This is a genomic window from Enterobacter sp. R-25, from assembly GCF_049913205.1.
GTDB lineage: Bacteria > Pseudomonadota > Gammaproteobacteria > Enterobacterales > Enterobacteriaceae > Enterobacter > Enterobacter ludwigii.
The window spans coordinates 3,580,161-3,596,754 of sequence record NZ_CP183982.1; the positions used below are offsets into that span (position 1 = coordinate 3,580,161).

Sequence of the window (16,594 nt, forward strand, 5' to 3'; positions counted from 1 at the left end):
ACCCTCTTAAGCCAGACGCGTCGCCAGCTGGCCGCTTACATCTTTATGGATCTCACGCAGCAGCGCGTCGGTGGTTTCCCAGCTGATGCAGGCATCCGTGACGGATACGCCGTGCTTCATTGCGCTGCGCGGTTGTTCAGATGACTGATTGCCTTCATGAATATTGCTCTCAATCATCAGACCGATAATAGAACGGTTGCCGTCTTTTATCTGTGCCACCACAGATTCCGCAACCGCAGGCTGACGACGGTAATCTTTATTCGAATTACCATGACTGCAATCTACCATCAGTGCCGGGCGCAGTCCCGCCTGCTCCATCTCTTTTTCACACTGTGCCACATCTGCCGGGCTGTAGTTCGGTGCTTTACCACCGCGCAGGATCACGTGACCATCCGGGTTACCCTGCGTTTGCAGGAGGCAAACCTGCCCCGCCTGGTTAATGCCGACAAAACGGTGTGGCATTGCAGCGGCACGCATGGCGTTAATCGCGGTGGCCAGGCTGCCATCAGTACCGTTTTTAAAACCAACCGGCATCGACAGACCAGACGCCATCTCGCGGTGGGTTTGTGATTCTGTGGTGCGTGCCCCAATGGCAGACCAGCTAAACAGGTCGCCCAGGTACTGCGGGCTGTTCGGATCCAGCGCTTCAGTGGCCAGCGGCAGCCCCATGCTGACCAGCTCCACCAGCAGGCGACGCGCAATTTTCAGCCCTGCTTCCACATCAAACGAGCCATCCATGTGAGGATCGTTAATCAACCCTTTCCAGCCAACGGTGGTACGTGGCTTCTCAAAATAGACGCGCATTACCAGATAGAGGCTATCGCTGACCTCCTCCGCTAATGTTTTAAATCGACGAGCGTACTCAATGGCGGCTTCAGGATCGTGAATAGAACAAGGACCACATACCACCAGCAGGCGCGGATCGCGGCCAGCGATAATGTCTGAAATGGTCTGACGCGAGTGCTCAATTTGAGCCTCCTGCGCGACGCTCAGCGGGAATTCCGCTTTCAGTTGATCCGGAGTAATCAAAATCTGTTCGTCAGTGATATGTACGTTGTTCAGCGCGTCTTTTTGCATGATTGCGATCCTGTAAAGCTCGTTTGCGATAATTGTTTTCCTCGAAGAGGTGAAACAACGATACCATAACAAGTAAAGATTTCAATCCAAAATACGTACACTTTTCTTTACGAATGCCAATTTATTGCAAAAATCAGCCGCCATAGCCGTAAACTTTAAATTACACACCTTACTTTCCGTTACCAGGCTATGCTGAAGAAAAAAGGAGAATGGCTATGCGTTCAATTGCTCTGGTGCTGTTGTCGCTCATTTTATCGGGTTGCCAAATCAATCCTTATACCTTCCACCCGGACTGGACCAGCCCCAGCTGGTTTGATGCGGGTAAAGAAGACGCCATGAATGGTCTGCCGGTTAAAGATAACCAGACGCTGGCCGATAATTTTAATGATCCACAAGTTGATCGTAGTGAATATCTCCGGGGATATGCAGACGGACAGAAGAAAGTGTGTGAAGAAGGTTTTCTCCACGCCTGGGGATTAGCGGGAAAATCTTTTCCTGCCAGCTGCGATACTGCTGAAAATGCAGCAAAACTGCACGAGTCATGGCAAAAAGGCATGGATGAAAGCATGCGCTCCAGCAGACTTAATTAAGCCTCTTTTTATTCACCGGAATATAACAAAGTGTAGGATTTAGCTTAGGTCGAGGCAGGGAAAATTCTGACATAATGACGGCTTTGGTAAACAATGGTATTCTGCCCACAACTCTTAAGGACATCTATTTCCGGAGCGAAGTGGCGGATTCTGGTGAGAAATTTATCCTTGATCTCTTTTTTCCGACTCACTCTGGTGCTAATGCTGTTCCTTATGGTGGGCGCAGCGGCGGCAGGCACGTTCACCGAAACCGATAAATCGGTACGTTCGATCGTTTCAGGTATTGTGAGCTACACCCGATGGCCGTCACTTTCCGGCCAGCCAAAACTCTGTGTTTATGCTTCTTCTCACTACACGCATGCACTCACCAGCAAGGACGGGCAAAGCGAATTACCTTATACCCCCGTTATTGTGCGTAACGATCAGGAAGCCCTGTCCGCTACGTGTGATGCTATTTATTTCGGGGCGGAATCCCCCGTAAAACAACGTGAATTAATAAGTCAGTATCAGGGCAGAGCATTGCTATTAATCTCAGAGCAAAATCCGGAATGTATTATTGGCAGCGCCTTTTGCCTGATAATTGATCGCAACCATGTCCGGTTTTCCGTCAATCTGGATGCGCTGACTCGCAGTGGCGTGAGAGTCAATCCGGATGTATTAATGCTCGCACGGAATAAGCAGCATGGATAAAGATTTCACTTCAGCGCCACGTCCGACGTTTAAAAGAACACTCAGACGAATCAGCATGATAAGCGTCATCATCACGATGACATTAATATGGCTGCTCCTCTGTTTTGCCTCCGTCGTGACATTAAAGCAATACGCACAAAAGAATCTCGAATTAACCGGCGCCACCATGAGCCACAGCCTTGAAGCCTCCCTGGTGTTCAACGATTCAGTGGCAGCCAATGAAACGCTTGCCGCCCTTGGCAAACAGGGCCAGTTTGCCGTGGCTGAAGTCCTCAACGTGCACAAAAAACGCTTTGCGTACTGGTCGTGGAACCCGGCGGATAACAACGACACTCTGGGCGCACTGGTCAGCCGCTGGCTTTTCCCCGAGCCGATTTCCCAGCCCGTATTCCATAACGGCTCAACGATTGGCGAAATACGCCTTACCGCGCGTGACAGCCTGATAAGCCACTTCATCTGGATGTCGTTTGCCGTTCTCACCGGCTGTATTCTGTTTGCGACGGTGGTCGCACTGACCATTACGCAATCCTTGCATCACGGCATGGTTACAGCGCTGCAAAACATTACTGACGTCGTTCATGACGTACGCACTAACCGTAACTTCTCCCGACGGGTGAAAGACGGGCGCATTGAAGAATTTCACCAGTTTGGCGAGGACTTCAACAGCCTTCTGGATGAAATGGAGGAGTGGCAGCTTAAACTGCAGGCGAAAAACGCCCAGCTATTACGCACCGCCATGCACGACCCGCTGACGGGTCTTGCCAACCGTGCGGCGTTTCGTAACAGCATCGCGGCATTAATGAATGACCCCTCAGCAAAAACAAACTCGGCCCTGCTCTTCCTCGACGGTGATAATTTTAAGTTTATTAATGACACCTGGGGACACGCGGCAGGAGACTGTGTGCTGATTGAAATCGCCAGAAGAATGGTCGAGTTCGGTGATAAGCGCCATCAGTCATACCGCCTTGGCGGCGACGAGTTTGCCATGGTGCTGTACGGCGTCCATTCAGAGCCTGAGGTTCAATATCTTTGTGCTGCCTTATCGCAGCAGTTTATCCGCCCGTTCGAATTGCATAACGGGCAAAAAGCATCAATGTCACTCAGTATTGGCTTTGCTCTGGCGTGGGAAAATGGTTCTGTGGAAGCATTACTGGAGAAAGCCGACCGCAATATGTACCTGGTTAAAAACCAGCGTACAAAAACGATAAATTAGAAGGGAAACGATATGTTAAAGCGATACTTCGCGCCGTTGTTATTAGCCTCAGTCGTGCTGGCAGGTTGCCAGTCACCGCCGCAAGGCAAGTTCACTCCTGAGCAAATTGCGGCGATGAAGTCTTACGGTTTTAACGAACTGAACGGCGACTGGTCTCTTGGCCTGTCAGATACCATCCTGTTTGATAAAAATGACGCCAGGCTGCGTGCGGAAAGTGAAACGCAGATCAAGACTATGGCCTCTCGCCTCGCGGCAACCGGCCTGAACCACGCGCGTATGGACGGTCACACGGACAACTACGGCGAAGAGCGCTACAACGAAGCGCTGTCATTGAAACGTGCAAATGCGGTAGCCGACGCCTGGGCGAAGGGAGCCAATATCCCGCGCAGCAACCTCACCACGCAGGGGTTAGGCAAAAAATACCCTGTTGCGAGCAACAGTACTGCAAAAGGGCGCGCTGAAAACCGCCGGGTTGCGGTGGTTATCAGCACGCCATAAGGTTATTTAACCGATGATTCTGCGAGCGACACGCCTGTTGCCGCTCGCCAGCGCAGCCAGTCGACCAGCACAAACAGGGCCAGACTCACACCCATCACCGGCATCGCCAGCCCCAGCAGGACACTCACCATCGCCGTGACGGCTCTTCCCCATCCCGATAGCGCCAGCCAGCTCTGACAGAGCGTCTGAACCGGGTTCACGACCGATTGCGCCGGACGACGCATCCACCACATCCGGTATCCCCAGACGATCAGCACGCACAGGGCAATACCGAACGCGATCAGCAACAGCTGATTGGCCAGCCCAAACAAGATCCCCATGTGGAAATCCACACCCCAGCGGGTCAGTTTTGCCATTAACGGGAAATCTTCAAACCGGGTTCTGTCCAGAATGTGCAGGGAGTGCGGATCGACCGCCACCGCGTCGACCTGAGTCGGCCAGCTGCGATCGATTTCCGTCACGGTCCAGGCCTGTTCAGCCGTTTTCGCCGGGCGGATTTCGAGCTTGCTGGCATCTATACCCGCCGTGCGGGCGGCATGCAGGACGTCATTAAAAAGCGTCGGATCCATCACCATCGCGGGCATCATCATCCCGCTATGATGGCCCCGGTGCTCAGCGTGCTCGTCCATGATGGCAGGCACACCGGAGAGCGTAGTATTGACCTGCGGCGTAAGCCAGTTCATCCGGGCACGCAGTGTATCCACGTTACCGCCCGCCCACTGAGACCACGTCAGGCCTGTCGCTGAGAACAATAACATTCCCCCCAGCAACACCCAGCCCAGTGCCACATGCACACGACGGCGGTTCTGGAAACGGTTGTTCATCCGACGTTTTGGTCGGGTGTAAAACCACAGGGCGATTCCACCCAGCGCGGCAACCCACATCCAGGAGGCGGCCAGCTCGCTATACAGACGCCCGACATCGCCAAGCATCAACGAGGTGTGCAGATAATCGATGGTCTGGCGCAACGGCAGAATGCCACTCGTGCCGTACACCGTCATATCGCCCCGCACCTCAAGGCTCACGGGATCCACAAAGATAGCGCGGTTCTCCGACGGGCCAAGCGCAGGGTCAGCGAACATCACGCGGGTAGTATCACCGTCAACCAGCCCCGGACGAACGGCATGCAGGTGCAGATCTGAACCCACGGCTTTTTCCGCCACGGCAATCTGCTCGGCCAGAGGCCGTGCCTCTCCCACCGAATCCGTGTGCAACGCGTGCCGGTAGAGCGTGTTTTCCAGCTGCGGCGTCGCCACATACAGCGTACCGGTCAGCGCGGCGAAGAAGATAAACGGGCCAACAAACAGCCCGACATAGAAATGGAGTCGACGCAGCAGGTTTCCCCATGCCGCGCGCGGAGTGCAGGTAGTCATACTTTTCCTTTTTAAGGCAAAAAGTTATCGATTTTTTTTAAAGGGAAAAAGCAGACTGCCGCGGCGGCGCGCGGGTATCAGGAAAGAGCCAGGGGAAAAAGTGCCAGTGGCTGACCGGCGGTTGCGGCGGTGTAACGCGACTCCTTTGCAGTACCACACTGAGCAGTACAATCAGCGCCAGCATCACGCCCGGCACATGCGCTAACAGTACACAGTAGCCACACGCTTCCGCATGGTCGACGGGCATCGAGTGCGGCATATCGCCATGGTGCTCATCCATCGACATCATGCTCATGTCATGATGCATTCCCGGCATGGCGCTCATGGGATCTTTTTGCAGCGAGATGGAGATAAGCGGCGCAACCACGATCAGCAGGATCGCAAACAGCGCGGTCAAAGCCGCTGCGCGTTTCCAGTTATGCCGATGCAGTACGTTATCCACTTTCCCTCCCGTTAAGAGGCCAGCATTGTAAATGATTTATGACGAAAGGGTTAATGCGAGAGGCGCGATGGAATAAAAAAGGGCCAGCCTTTCGGCCAGCCCTTTTTAACAGGATGTCGCTTAAGCGAATCTTAGTTCAGACGCTCTTTAATACGAGCAGACTTACCAGTACGCTCACGCAGGTAGTACAGTTTAGCTTTACGTACAGCACCACGACGTTTAACAGCAATGCTGTCAACTACCGGAGAGTGAGTCTGGAAGACACGCTCAACGCCTTCGCCGTTGGAAATTTTACGAACAGTGAATGCAGAGTGCAGACCGCGGTTACGAATAGCGATAACCACGCCCTCGAATGCCTGCAGACGTTTTTTGGAACCTTCAACAACCCATACTTTCACTTCCACGGTATCACCTGGACGGAAGGAAGGTACGTCCTGCTTCATCTGCTCTTGTTCAAGTTGCTTAATAATGTTGCTCATAATTTAATCTCTTATCCTGGGTAAACTGATATTCGGGAGCGTATTACGCATTCCCATCATGTTCATGCTGCTGTTGCGCGTGTTCTTTTTTGAACTCGGCCAGCAACTTTGCTTGCTCTTCAGTCAGAGCCAGGTTTTCCAGAAGTTCAGGTCTTCTAAGCCAGGTTCGGCCCAGCGACTGCTTCAAACGCCAGCGACGTATCTCAGCATGGTTTCCTGACAGTAACACCGCCGGTACTTCCATCCCTTCTAACACTTCAGGACGAGTATAGTGTGGACAGTCCAGCAATCCATCAGCAAAGGAATCTTCCGTTGCCGAAGCTTCATGGCCCAGTACACCCGGAATGAACCGGGCAACGGAGTCAATCAGCGTCATCGCTGGTAACTCACCACCGCTGAGTACGTAATCGCCGATAGACCATTCTTCGTCAATCTCGGTTTGAATTACGCGCTCATCTATCCCTTCGTAGCGACCACAGACCAGAATCAATTTTTGATTCGTCGCCAGTTCGCTGACGCCCGCTTGATCAAGCTTGCGTCCCTGAGGTGACAGATAAATCACCTTCGCGCCTTCACCTGCCGCGGCTTTTGCTGTGTGAATGGCGTCCCGTAAGGGTTGCACCATCATTAACATCCCCGGTCCGCCGCCGTAAGGACGATCGTCCACGGTACGGTGCCGGTCATGCGTAAAGTCACGAGGACTCCAGCTCTGGATGTTCAGCAGGCCATTCTTTACTGCCCGGCCAGTTACCCCGTAATCGGTAATCGCGCGGAACATTTCAGGAAACAGGCTAATTATGCCAATCCACATAGCGCCGTCTTTTACCGTTTATCCGGAGAATTTAAAAACCAGGATCCCAATCTACTTCAATCGTTTGAGTAGCGAGATCGACTTTCTTGATAACCTGTCCATCGAGGAACGGAACCAACCGCTCCTTGATGCCAAATGCATCTTTCAGGTTTGCCCTAATGACGAGAACGTCATTTGACCCGGTTTCCATCATGTCGATGACTTTCCCCAGGCTATAACCTTCAGTGGTGACCACCTGGCAACCCATAAGGTCTTTCCAGTAGTAGTCGCCCTCTTCCAGCTGCGGCAACTGCGACGAATCCACGATAATTTCACAATTAGTCAGTGCATTCGCGGCATCACGATCGTCAATGCCTTTCAGCTTGATGATGATGTCCTGATTGTGGTGACGCCAGCTTTCCAGCTCGACCTCTTCCCACTTACCGGCTTTCTGGATAAACCAGGGCTGGTAATTAAAAATGCTATCAGCGTCTTCAGTGGAGGAAAACACTCTGAGCCAACCACGAATACCGTAGCAAGAACCCATTTTGCCCAATACAATCGGTTCAACAGGTGCTTTATTGCTCATCATGACCACCGTGACAGATTAAGCTGCTTTGTTTGCTGCTTTGATCAGCGTAGCAACGCGATCGGAAACAGTAGCGCCCTGGCCAACCCAGTGAGCGATACGATCCAGATCCAGACGGGTTTCTTCTTCAGAACCAGAAGCGATCGGGTTGAAGAAACCAACGCGCTCAATGAAGCGACCGTTGCGTGCATTACGGCTGTCAGTAACAACAACCTGGTAGAACGGACGCTTTTTAGCGCCGTGACGTGCTAAACGAATAGTTACCATAACATCCTCTTGTGTGAATAAAACAACCGGGCCCCATCGAGGAACGGAGCCCGGGTGTCATATTAAAAGCCCGAAAATTTTACTGATTTCTGGGGAAAATGCAATCAGCAGTTAAAACTCTGCTGCAAAACACGGCCAGGGTGTGCTTTTCGGGCACACCCCGGCATCAAAATAGCCAGCTGCCAGGCGATTAACGGCCAGGGAATCCTGGCGGCATCATGCCCTTCATGCCACGCATCATCTTCGCCATGCCGCCTTTCTTCATTTTCTTCATCATGCGCTGCATGTCGTCGAACTGTTTCAGAAGGCGGTTTACGTCCTGCACCTGCATGCCGCAACCCGCTGCGATACGGCGTTTGCGGGACCCTTTGATGATGTCCGGGTTAGCACGTTCCTTGAGGGTCATCGAGTTGATGATCGCCTCCATACGCACCAGCACCTTGTCATCCATCTGCGCTTTTACGTTGTCAGGGATCTGGCCCATGCCCGGCAGTTTGCCCATCAGGCTTGCCATGCCGCCCATGTTTTTCATCTGACGCAGCTGCTCAAGGAAATCGGTCAGGTCAAAGCCGTCGCCTTTTTTCAGCTTGCTGGCCAGCTTCTCAGCCTGGGCGCGGTCAACCTTGCTCTCGATATCTTCGATAAGCGACAGCACGTCGCCCATGCCGAGGATACGGGAGGCGATACGGTCCGGGTGGAACGGCTCCAGCGCTTCGGTTTTCTCACCCACACCGAGGAATTTAATCGGCTTGCCGGTGATATGACGAATCGAAAGCGCCGCACCGCCGCGGGCGTCACCGTCCACTTTGGTCAGCACTACGCCGGTTAACGGCAGCGCTTCGTTAAACGCTTTCGCGGTGTTCGCCGCATCCTGACCGGTCATGGCGTCAACAACAAACAGGGTCTCTACCGGATTGATAGCGGCATGCACCTGTTTGATCTCATCCATCATCGCTTCGTCAACGTGCAGACGACCGGCGGTATCCACCAGCAGCACGTCGTAGAATTTCAGCTTCGCCTCTTTCAGCGCCGCGTTAACGATGTCGACAGGCTTCTGGGCAACGTCAGACGGGAAGAAATCCACGCTGACCTGCTGCGCCAGGGTTTCCAGCTGTTTAATCGCCGCCGGGCGATAGACGTCCGCAGAAACGACCAGCACTTTTTTCTTGTGCTTTTCACGCAGGAATTTACCCAGCTTACCCACGCTGGTGGTTTTACCCGCACCCTGCAGGCCCGCCATCAGCACGACGGCCGGTGGCTGTGCCGCCAGGTTAAGCACCTGGTTCTCTTCGCCCATCGCCGAAACCAGTTCGTTACGGACGATTTTGACGAACTCCTGACCCGGGGTCAGGCTCTTGTTAACTTCATGACCAACCGCCTTCTCTTTAACGCGGTTGATAAAATCACGAACAACCGGCAACGCGACGTCTGCTTCCAGCAGCGCCATGCGCACTTCGCGCAGCGTTTCCTTGATGTTGTCTTCGGTAAGGCGTCCGCGGCCGCTGATGTTGCGCAGCGTGCGCGACAAACGATCGGTTAAATTATCAAACATTGTCTCTCGCCTGAGTAGAAACGTTGGGTCGCTGGCAGCGACACATACACAGAATTTTGCCGGAGTATAACATGAAGGCGGCTTTGTTGTTATGCAACGGTTGGAGCAGGCGTCACGTAACGTTATACTGCTTCTCTTTCTTATTAAGACAACTGTCGATGCCTATATGCCTGTTTTCGCACTGATCGCCCTTGTTGCCTACTCTGTCAGCCTCGCGCTGATCATTCCTGGACTGCTGCAAAAAAACAGCGGCTGGCGACGCATGGCTATTCTTTCGGCGGTGATCGCACTGATAAGCCATGCGTTCGCGCTGGAATCGCGCATTATCCCCGGCGATGGCAGCGTACAGAACCTGAGCGTGCTCAACGTCGGCTCGCTGGTCAGCCTGATGATCTGTACGGTGATGACCATTGTCGCCTCTAAAAACCGCGGCTGGCTGCTACTGCCGATTGTGTATGCCTTCGCGCTAATCAACCTGGCCTTAGCCACGTTTATGCCCAATGAGTTTATTACGCATCTGGAAGCGACGCCGGGAATGCTGGTGCATATCGGCCTGTCACTCTTCGCTTACGCAACGCTGATTATCGCCGCGCTCTATGCCATGCAGCTCGCCTGGATTGACTACCAGCTGAAAAACAAAAAGCTGGCCTTTAACCATGAGATGCCACCGCTGATGGTGATTGAGCGTAAGATGTTCCACATCACGCAGGTCGGTGTCGTGCTGCTGACGTTAACGCTGTGCACGGGCCTGTTTTATATGAAAAACCTGTTCAGCGTGGAGAATATCGATAAAGCGGTCCTCTCCATCATCGCGTGGTTTGTCTATATTGTCCTGTTATGGGGCCATTATCATGAAGGCTGGCGCGGTCGTCGCGTGGTCTGGTTCAACGTCGCGGGCGCGGGCATTCTCACCCTTGCCTATTTTGGCAGCCGCTTCATACAGCAATTTGCTGGCTAAGTAACAAAGGAGTTCCCCCTGGAACACATCTCTACCACCACGCTGATCATTACGCTGATCGTCATGGTGGTCATCTCCGCCTATTTCTCCGGCTCGGAAACCGGCATGATGACCTTAAACCGCTACCGGTTACGTCATCGTGCTAAGCAGGGTAACCGTGCCGCCCGTCGCGTCGAAAAACTGCTGCGTCAACCGGATCGTCTGATCAGTCTGGTGCTCATCGGTAACAACCTCGTCAACATTCTTGCCTCTGCGCTCGGTACCATCGTTGGGATGCGCCTGTACGGCAACGCTGGCGTCGCCATTGCCACCGGTGTGCTGACCTTTGTGGTGCTGGTGTTTGCAGAAGTGCTGCCTAAAACCATCGCCGCGCTCTACCCGGAAAAAGTGGCCTACCCCAGCAGCTTCCTGCTGGCACCGCTGCTGATCCTGATGATGCCGCTGGTCTGGTTACTGAACATGGTGACGCGTGTCCTGATGCGGATGATCGGTATCAAAGCAGATGTCACCATCAGCAGCGCGCTCAGCAAAGAAGAGCTGCGCACCATCGTGCATGAATCACGCTCGCAGATCTCCCGGCGTAATCAGGACATGCTGCTGTCGGTACTGGATCTGGAAAAGGTCAGCGTTAACGACATCATGGTGCCGCGTAACGAGATCGTCGGCATTGATATCAATGACGACTGGAAAGCCATCGTCCGCCAGCTGACCCACTCCCCGCACGGCCGTATCGTGCTGTACCGCGACTCTCTGGACGATGCCATCAGCATGCTGCGCGTGCGCGAAGCTTATCGTCTGATGACCGAGAAAAAAGAGTTCACCAAAGAAGTCATGCTCCGCGCCGCCGACGAAATTTATTACGTGCCGGAAGGAACGCCGCTCAGCACCCAACTGGTGAAGTTCCAGCGTAACAAGAAGAAGGTCGGCCTGGTGGTCAATGAGTACGGGGATATTCAGGGCCTGGTGACGGTTGAAGATATTCTGGAAGAGATTGTTGGCGACTTTACCACCTCAATGTCCCCTTCCCTTGCGGAAGAAGTCACCCCGCAAAACGACGGCTCGGTGCTGATCGACGGTAGCGCGAACATTCGCGAACTCAATAAAGCCTTTAACTGGCATTTACCGGAAGATGAAGCGCGCACCATAAACGGGATGATTCTGGAAGCACTGGAAGAGATCCCGGCGGCGGGCACGCGGGTGCGTATTGAGCAGTACGATATAGATATCCTGGACGTGCAGGACAATATGATTAAGCAGGTAAAAGTCCTGCCGGTAAAACCGATTCGGGAAAGTATTGCTGAGTAGAGAGTAGGCCGGGTACGGCGCAAGCCGCCACCCGGCACTACAGATGGCAAATTACGCTTTCGCTTTCGCCACGGTAACCATTGCAGCACGAATGGTACGACCGTTCAGGGTATAACCTTTCTGCATCACGCCAAGCACTTTACCGGCTTCAACGTCTTCTGATTCCACCATCGCAATCGCCTGGTGCACGTTTGGATCCAGCGGAACGTTGGTATCGCCAACCACTTCCACGCCAAACTTACGTACCACATCCAGCATGGATTTCAGCGTCAGTTCGATACCTTCGATCATCGCGGTGTTGTCCGGGTTAGCTTTATCAGCCACTTCCAGTGCGCGATCCAGGCTATCAATCACCGGCAGCAGTTCGTTGATGAATTTCTCCAGCGCAAATTTATGCGCCTTCTCAACGTCCTGCTCGGTACGACGGCGCAGGTTTTCCATTTCCGCCTTGATGCGCAGAACACTGTCGCGTTCGCGATTCTGTGCTTCTACCAGCTGAGCTTCCAGATTCGCAATTTTTTCATCGCGCGGGTCCACCTGCTCAGCAGATGCGTCCGGCTCTACAGCCTCAACATCATCGTGCTGTTCCGTGATAATTTCTTCAGGGGCTTGCCCCTCAGGCGTTTTCTGTTCTTTACTACTCATGAATTTCTCCGCGTTTTTCTGCATTCATATCGCTAACTTCGCTTATTATGGGGATCAGTTTCCGGGATTCAAGGGAACAAGACAGATTGTCATCATTCATCAGGCACAAGGACCTCCAGAAAATGAATAATCATTTCAGGTGTATTGGGATCGTCGGGCATCCGCGTCACCCTACCGCATTGACGACACATGAAATGTTGTATCGCTGGCTGTGTAGCAAAGGCTATGAAGTGATGGTCGAACAGCAGATTGCCCAGGAGCTGCAGCTGAAGAGCGTCAAAACCGGCACGCTGGCGGAAATTGGCCAGCAGGCGGATCTCGCCGTGGTGGTCGGTGGCGACGGCAATATGCTCGGCGCGGCCCGAACGCTCGCGCGTTATGACATCAAGGTCATCGGTATCAACCGCGGCAATCTCGGCTTTCTGACCGACCTCGATCCGGACAACGCCCAGCAGCAGCTGGCCGACGTGCTGGAAGGTCATTATATCAGCGAAAAACGCTTTTTGCTGGAAGCGCAGGTGTGTCAGCAGGACTGCCAGAAGCGCATCAGCACCGCGATTAATGAAGTGGTGCTCCACCCCGGCAAAGTGGCGCACATGATTGAGTTCGAAGTCTATATCGACGAAATCTTCGCCTTCTCGCAGCGTTCTGACGGGCTGATTATCTCCACGCCGACAGGGTCGACTGCCTACTCGCTCTCTGCGGGTGGCCCGATCCTCACCCCTTCACTGGATGCCATCACCCTGGTACCGATGTTCCCGCACACGCTCTCGGCGCGTCCGCTGGTGATCAACAGCAGCAGCACCATTCGTCTGCGTTTCTCGCACCGCCGTAACGATCTGGAGATCAGCTGCGACAGCCAGATTGCGCTGCCTATTCAGGAAGGTGAAGATGTTCTCATTCGTCGGTGTGATTACCACCTGAACCTTATTCACCCGAAAGATTACAGCTATTTCAATACATTAAGCTCGAAGCTTGGCTGGTCAAAAAAATTGTTCTGATTTTGCATCCAGTACTTTACTGTATATAAAACCAGTTTATACTGTATGAAAACACAGTCATGGTTTTTCATACAGGAAAACAATTATGCTGGCACAACTGACCATCAGCAACTTTGCCATAGTTCGTGAGCTTGAGATCGATTTCCATAGCGGCATGACGGCGATCACCGGGGAAACCGGTGCGGGTAAATCCATTGCCATAGATGCCCTCGGCTTGTGCCTCGGCGGCCGTGCAGAAGGTGACATGGTGCGCAGGGGCGCAAACCGTGCCGATCTCTGCGCTCGCTTCTCCCTGAAAGATACCCCTGCCGCCCTGCGCTGGCTCGAAGAGAACCAGCTGGAAGACGGACGTGAGTGTTTACTTCGTCGCGTTATCAGCAGCGATGGTCGTTCCCGCGGCTTTATCAACGGCACTGCAGTCCCGCTTTCCCAGCTTCGCGAGCTCGGCCAGTTACTCATTCAGATCCACGGCCAGCACGCGCACCAGCAACTCATTAAACCGGAGCAGCAGAAAGCGCTGCTTGATGGCTATGCAGGTGAGTACGCACTTACTCAGCGAATGGCGGAGCACTATCGCCAGTGGCATCAAAGCTGCCGTGAGCTTGCCCAGCACCAGCAGCAAAGCCAGGAGCGTGCCGCCCGTGCTGAGCTTCTGGAATACCAGCTTAAAGAACTCAACGAATTTAGCCCGCAGGCGGGTGAATTTGAGCTTATCGACGAAGAGTACAAGCGCCTGGCTAACAGCGGTCACCTGCTCTCAACCAGCCAGAATGCCCTTAACATGCTGGCTGACGGTGAAGACGTGAACCTGCAGAGCCAGCTGTATAATGTTCGTCAGCTCATCACCGAGCTGGCCGGCATGGACAGCAAACTCTCTGGCGTACTGGATATGCTGGAAGAGGCCGCGATTCAGATTTCAGAAGCCAGTGACGAACTGCGCCACTACTGTGAACGTCTGGATCTCGACCCGAACCGTCTGTTTGAGCTGGAGCAACGCATCTCCCGTCAGATCTCGCTGGCGCGTAAGCACCACGTTACGCCAGAAGAGCTGCCTGGCTACTATCAGTCCCTGCTTGATGAACAACAGCAGCTTGACGATCAGGCTGACTCGCTGGAAACCCTGTCACTGGCGGTGAACCTGCACCATGAACAGGCGCTGACGACGGCGAAACAGCTGCATGAGATCCGTCAACATTACGCCCAGGAACTGAGCCAGCACATCACCGACAGCATGCACACGCTGGCGATGCCGCACGGCGTGTTCACCATCGATGTCCGTTTCGAAGAGAACCATCTGACGGCGGAAGGTGCGGACCGTATTGAATTCCGCGTCACCACCAACCCGGGGCAGCCGTTGCAGCCCATCTCTAAAGTGGCTTCCGGCGGTGAACTGTCGCGTATCGCGCTGGCGATTCAGGTGATTACCGCACGTAAAATGGAAACCCCGGCGCTGATTTTCGATGAAGTAGACGTGGGGATCAGCGGCCCTACGGCGGCGGTCGTCGGCAAACTGTTGCGCCAGTTGGGTGAATCAACGCAGGTCATGTGTGTTACCCACCTGCCGCAGGTGGCCGGGTGTGGTCATCATCACTTTATCGTCAGCAAAGAAACTGACGGTGAAATGACGGAAACGCACATGAAGCCACTGGATAAACGCGCACGTCTGCAGGAGCTGGCACGCCTGCTGGGCGGCAGTGAAGTCACGCGAAATACGCTCGCGAACGCGAAAGAACTGCTGGCGGCATAAACTTTTTCGGGATCTCAGGGTCATAGAGAACAACAAAAACGCCGCCAGACCGGTTTCAAAGTGGGGCAAGGTCTATTATCATCGGCATATAACATATGAGCCGCGTTCTGCTCGGGCCCGAAAAGGAATCAAATCACTATGCGTTGTAAAATGCTGACCGCTGCCGCAGCGGTTCTTCTGATGTTGACCGCAGGCTGTTCCACTCTGGAGAAAGTGGTTTACCGTCCTGACATCAACCAGGGGAACTACCTTACCCCTAACGATGTGTCCAAAATCCGTGTGGGGATGACACAACAGCAGGTCGCTTATGCACTTGGAACCCCAATGATGTCCGATCCGTTCGGCACAAACACCTGGTTCTATGTATTCCGTCAGCAGCCGGGCCATGAAGACGCGTCCCAGCAGACCCTGACGCTGACCTTCAGCAGCGCCGGTGTGTTGACCAACATCGACAACAAGCCTGCCCTGACCAAATAATCAGGTGTCAGAGATGCAAAAAGGTGCTCAATGAGCACCTTTTTTGTTTTCCTTCATCCCCCTCGCCCCTTTGAGAACAGGCTTAAGGTGAGGAGCGAACTACTTACCCGATTTCTCCGCACGCTGGCGACGCAGCTCTTTCGGGTCGGCAATCAGCGGGCGATAAATTTCGACCCTGTCACCCTCATTCACCACATCAGCCAGTTTGACCGGACGGCTGTAAATGCCGACTTTATTTTTCGCCAGGTCGATGTCACGACGAAGCTCAAGGATGCCAGAAGCGCGAATAGCCGACTCAACGGTCGCACCTTCTTCCAGCATCACACGCTGCAGATATTGCTTCTCCGGCAGCGCATACACCACCTCGACAGCTATCTTATGCGACACTGTAAACCTCTTTGGCGCGGGTCGTGAACGCCTGAACCATATTCGAGGCCAGCTCTTTAAAGATGCGGCCAAACGCCAGCTCAATCAGTTTATTGGTAAACTCAAAGTCCAGCTGGAACTCGATGCGACAGGCATCAGCGCTGAGGGGGGTAAACTTCCAGCCACCCATCAGGGTTTTAAACGGACCATCTACCAGATGCATCAAAATACTCTGATTGCTCGTCAGCGTATTGCGGGTGGTGAACGTCTTGCTGATCCCCGCTTTGGAGACATCGACCGCCGCCGTCATCTGCGTCGGGCCAGACTCCAGCACGCGGCTCCCGGTACATCCCGGAATAAACTCTGGATAAGACTGAACGTCGTTCACTAACTGATACATTTGTTCCGCGCTGTATGGAACAAGCGCAGTACGGCTAATCTGAGGCATAGCATTTCCCATGGTCACACAACCGACAAATAATAACATTTATCACCTGTTAAAAAAACGCTAAGCCTCATCTCGTGCTAATATAGC

Annotated in this window: 20 protein-coding genes; 9 read left to right on the forward strand and 11 right to left on the reverse strand. The window is 53.5% G+C overall.

Annotated features, from left to right (window positions below; all coding sequences use genetic code 11):
* Positions 1–6: 6 nt before the first annotated feature.
* Positions 7–1,077 carry a 3-deoxy-7-phosphoheptulonate synthase AroF gene (gene aroF / locus ACN9MQ_RS16980; RefSeq protein ID WP_032680469.1) on the reverse strand — a complete coding sequence of 357 codons (1,071 nt, stop codon included), beginning with the start codon at positions 1,075–1,077 and terminating at the stop codon, positions 7–9.
* Positions 1,078–1,292: 215 nt separating this feature from the next.
* On the opposite strand from aroF, the gene ACN9MQ_RS16985 reads away from it, so the two are divergent.
* The 4 genes from ACN9MQ_RS16985 (at position 1,293) to ACN9MQ_RS17000 (ending at position 4,068) form a co-directional block, all read left to right on the forward strand.
* Positions 1,293–1,667 (forward strand): DUF2799 domain-containing protein, encoded by a 375-nt coding sequence (locus ACN9MQ_RS16985; RefSeq protein WP_032680468.1) that lies wholly within the window; start codon positions 1,293–1,295, stop codon positions 1,665–1,667.
* A 201-nt stretch (positions 1,668–1,868) separates the two neighbouring features.
* Positions 1,869–2,357: a YfiR family protein gene (locus tag ACN9MQ_RS16990; protein ID WP_020883918.1), complete on the forward strand. Its 489-nt coding sequence runs from the start codon at positions 1,869–1,871 to the stop codon at positions 2,355–2,357.
* Positions 2,350–3,570 carry a diguanylate cyclase DgcN gene (dgcN, locus tag ACN9MQ_RS16995; RefSeq protein ID WP_426021206.1) on the forward strand — a complete coding sequence of 407 codons (1,221 nt, stop codon included), beginning with the start codon at positions 2,350–2,352 and terminating at the stop codon, positions 3,568–3,570. The genes ACN9MQ_RS16990 and dgcN overlap by 8 nt, the downstream gene beginning before the upstream one ends.
* 12 nt (positions 3,571–3,582) lie before the next feature.
* Positions 3,583–4,068, forward strand: a complete 486-nt coding sequence (locus ACN9MQ_RS17000; protein WP_014171244.1) for an OmpA family protein — start codon at positions 3,583–3,585, stop codon at positions 4,066–4,068.
* A 2-nt stretch (positions 4,069–4,070) separates the two neighbouring features.
* Here the strand turns inward: ACN9MQ_RS17000 and ACN9MQ_RS17005 are convergent, their stop codons facing one another.
* From ACN9MQ_RS17005 to ffh, 7 genes are all read right to left on the reverse strand, one after another.
* Entirely contained in the window at positions 4,071–5,441 is a 1,371-nt protein-coding gene (locus ACN9MQ_RS17005) for a PepSY-associated TM helix domain-containing protein (RefSeq protein WP_426021205.1), read from the reverse strand.
* Between the two features lie 37 nt (positions 5,442–5,478).
* Entirely contained in the window at positions 5,479–5,883 is a 405-nt protein-coding gene (locus ACN9MQ_RS17010) for a DUF2946 domain-containing protein (RefSeq protein ID WP_025203431.1), read from the reverse strand.
* A 131-nt stretch (positions 5,884–6,014) separates the two neighbouring features.
* The gene (gene rplS, locus ACN9MQ_RS17015) at positions 6,015–6,362 is read right to left on the reverse strand and encodes a 50S ribosomal protein L19 (protein ID WP_002914145.1); all 348 of its coding nucleotides are present in this window, start codon (positions 6,360–6,362) and stop codon (positions 6,015–6,017) included.
* Between the two features lie 43 nt (positions 6,363–6,405).
* Positions 6,406–7,173 carry a tRNA (guanosine(37)-N1)-methyltransferase TrmD gene (trmD, locus tag ACN9MQ_RS17020; RefSeq protein WP_014171247.1) on the reverse strand — a complete coding sequence of 256 codons (768 nt, stop codon included), beginning with the start codon at positions 7,171–7,173 and terminating at the stop codon, positions 6,406–6,408.
* A 31-nt stretch (positions 7,174–7,204) separates the two neighbouring features.
* The gene (gene rimM / locus ACN9MQ_RS17025) at positions 7,205–7,744 is read right to left on the reverse strand and encodes a ribosome maturation factor RimM (protein ID WP_032670210.1); all 540 of its coding nucleotides are present in this window, start codon (positions 7,742–7,744) and stop codon (positions 7,205–7,207) included.
* Positions 7,745–7,759: 15 nt separating this feature from the next.
* Positions 7,760–8,008, reverse strand: coding sequence for a 30S ribosomal protein S16 (rpsP, locus tag ACN9MQ_RS17030; protein ID WP_014171249.1), 249 nt, complete (start codon positions 8,006–8,008; stop codon positions 7,760–7,762).
* A gap of 190 nt (positions 8,009–8,198) precedes the next feature.
* Complete coding sequence (gene ffh / locus ACN9MQ_RS17035) at positions 8,199–9,560, reverse strand: signal recognition particle protein (RefSeq protein WP_014171250.1); 1,362 nt, start codon at positions 9,558–9,560, stop codon at positions 8,199–8,201.
* Positions 9,561–9,726: 166 nt separating this feature from the next.
* On the opposite strand from ffh, the gene ACN9MQ_RS17040 reads away from it, so the two are divergent.
* Together ACN9MQ_RS17040 and ACN9MQ_RS17045 are read left to right on the forward strand one after the other, a co-directional pair.
* Positions 9,727–10,518, forward strand: a complete 792-nt coding sequence (locus ACN9MQ_RS17040) for a cytochrome C assembly family protein (protein WP_003863130.1) — start codon at positions 9,727–9,729, stop codon at positions 10,516–10,518.
* Between the two features lie 18 nt (positions 10,519–10,536).
* Positions 10,537–11,823 (forward strand): HlyC/CorC family transporter, encoded by a 1,287-nt coding sequence (locus tag ACN9MQ_RS17045; protein ID WP_032670206.1) that lies wholly within the window; start codon positions 10,537–10,539, stop codon positions 11,821–11,823.
* 51 nt (positions 11,824–11,874) lie between these two features.
* Here the strand turns inward: ACN9MQ_RS17045 and grpE are convergent, their stop codons facing one another.
* Positions 11,875–12,468 carry a nucleotide exchange factor GrpE gene (gene grpE / locus ACN9MQ_RS17050; RefSeq protein WP_020883911.1) on the reverse strand — a complete coding sequence of 198 codons (594 nt, stop codon included), beginning with the start codon at positions 12,466–12,468 and terminating at the stop codon, positions 11,875–11,877.
* A gap of 122 nt (positions 12,469–12,590) precedes the next feature.
* Between grpE and nadK the strand changes: the two genes are divergently transcribed.
* The 3 genes from nadK to bamE all read left to right on the forward strand — a co-directional run bounded on the left by nadK (position 12,591) and on the right by bamE (position 15,693).
* A complete protein-coding gene (nadK, locus tag ACN9MQ_RS17055; RefSeq protein ID WP_020883909.1) occupies positions 12,591–13,469 on the forward strand; it encodes an NAD(+) kinase in 879 nt (292 codons plus the stop codon).
* Between the two features lie 85 nt (positions 13,470–13,554).
* Positions 13,555–15,216 (forward strand): DNA repair protein RecN, encoded by a 1,662-nt coding sequence (gene recN / locus ACN9MQ_RS17060; protein ID WP_020883908.1) that lies wholly within the window; start codon positions 13,555–13,557, stop codon positions 15,214–15,216.
* Between the two features lie 138 nt (positions 15,217–15,354).
* Complete coding sequence (bamE, locus tag ACN9MQ_RS17065) at positions 15,355–15,693, forward strand: outer membrane protein assembly factor BamE (protein ID WP_014171256.1); 339 nt, start codon at positions 15,355–15,357, stop codon at positions 15,691–15,693.
* 99 nt (positions 15,694–15,792) lie between these two features.
* Here the strand turns inward: bamE and ACN9MQ_RS17070 are convergent, their stop codons facing one another.
* Both ACN9MQ_RS17070 and ACN9MQ_RS17075 read right to left on the reverse strand, forming a co-directional pair.
* The gene (locus ACN9MQ_RS17070; protein ID WP_032678718.1) at positions 15,793–16,080 is read right to left on the reverse strand and encodes an RnfH family protein; all 288 of its coding nucleotides are present in this window, start codon (positions 16,078–16,080) and stop codon (positions 15,793–15,795) included.
* Complete coding sequence (locus tag ACN9MQ_RS17075) at positions 16,070–16,507, reverse strand: type II toxin-antitoxin system RatA family toxin (protein WP_024908332.1); 438 nt, start codon at positions 16,505–16,507, stop codon at positions 16,070–16,072. The genes ACN9MQ_RS17070 and ACN9MQ_RS17075 overlap by 11 nt, the downstream gene beginning before the upstream one ends.
* Positions 16,508–16,594: the final 87 nt, after the last annotated feature.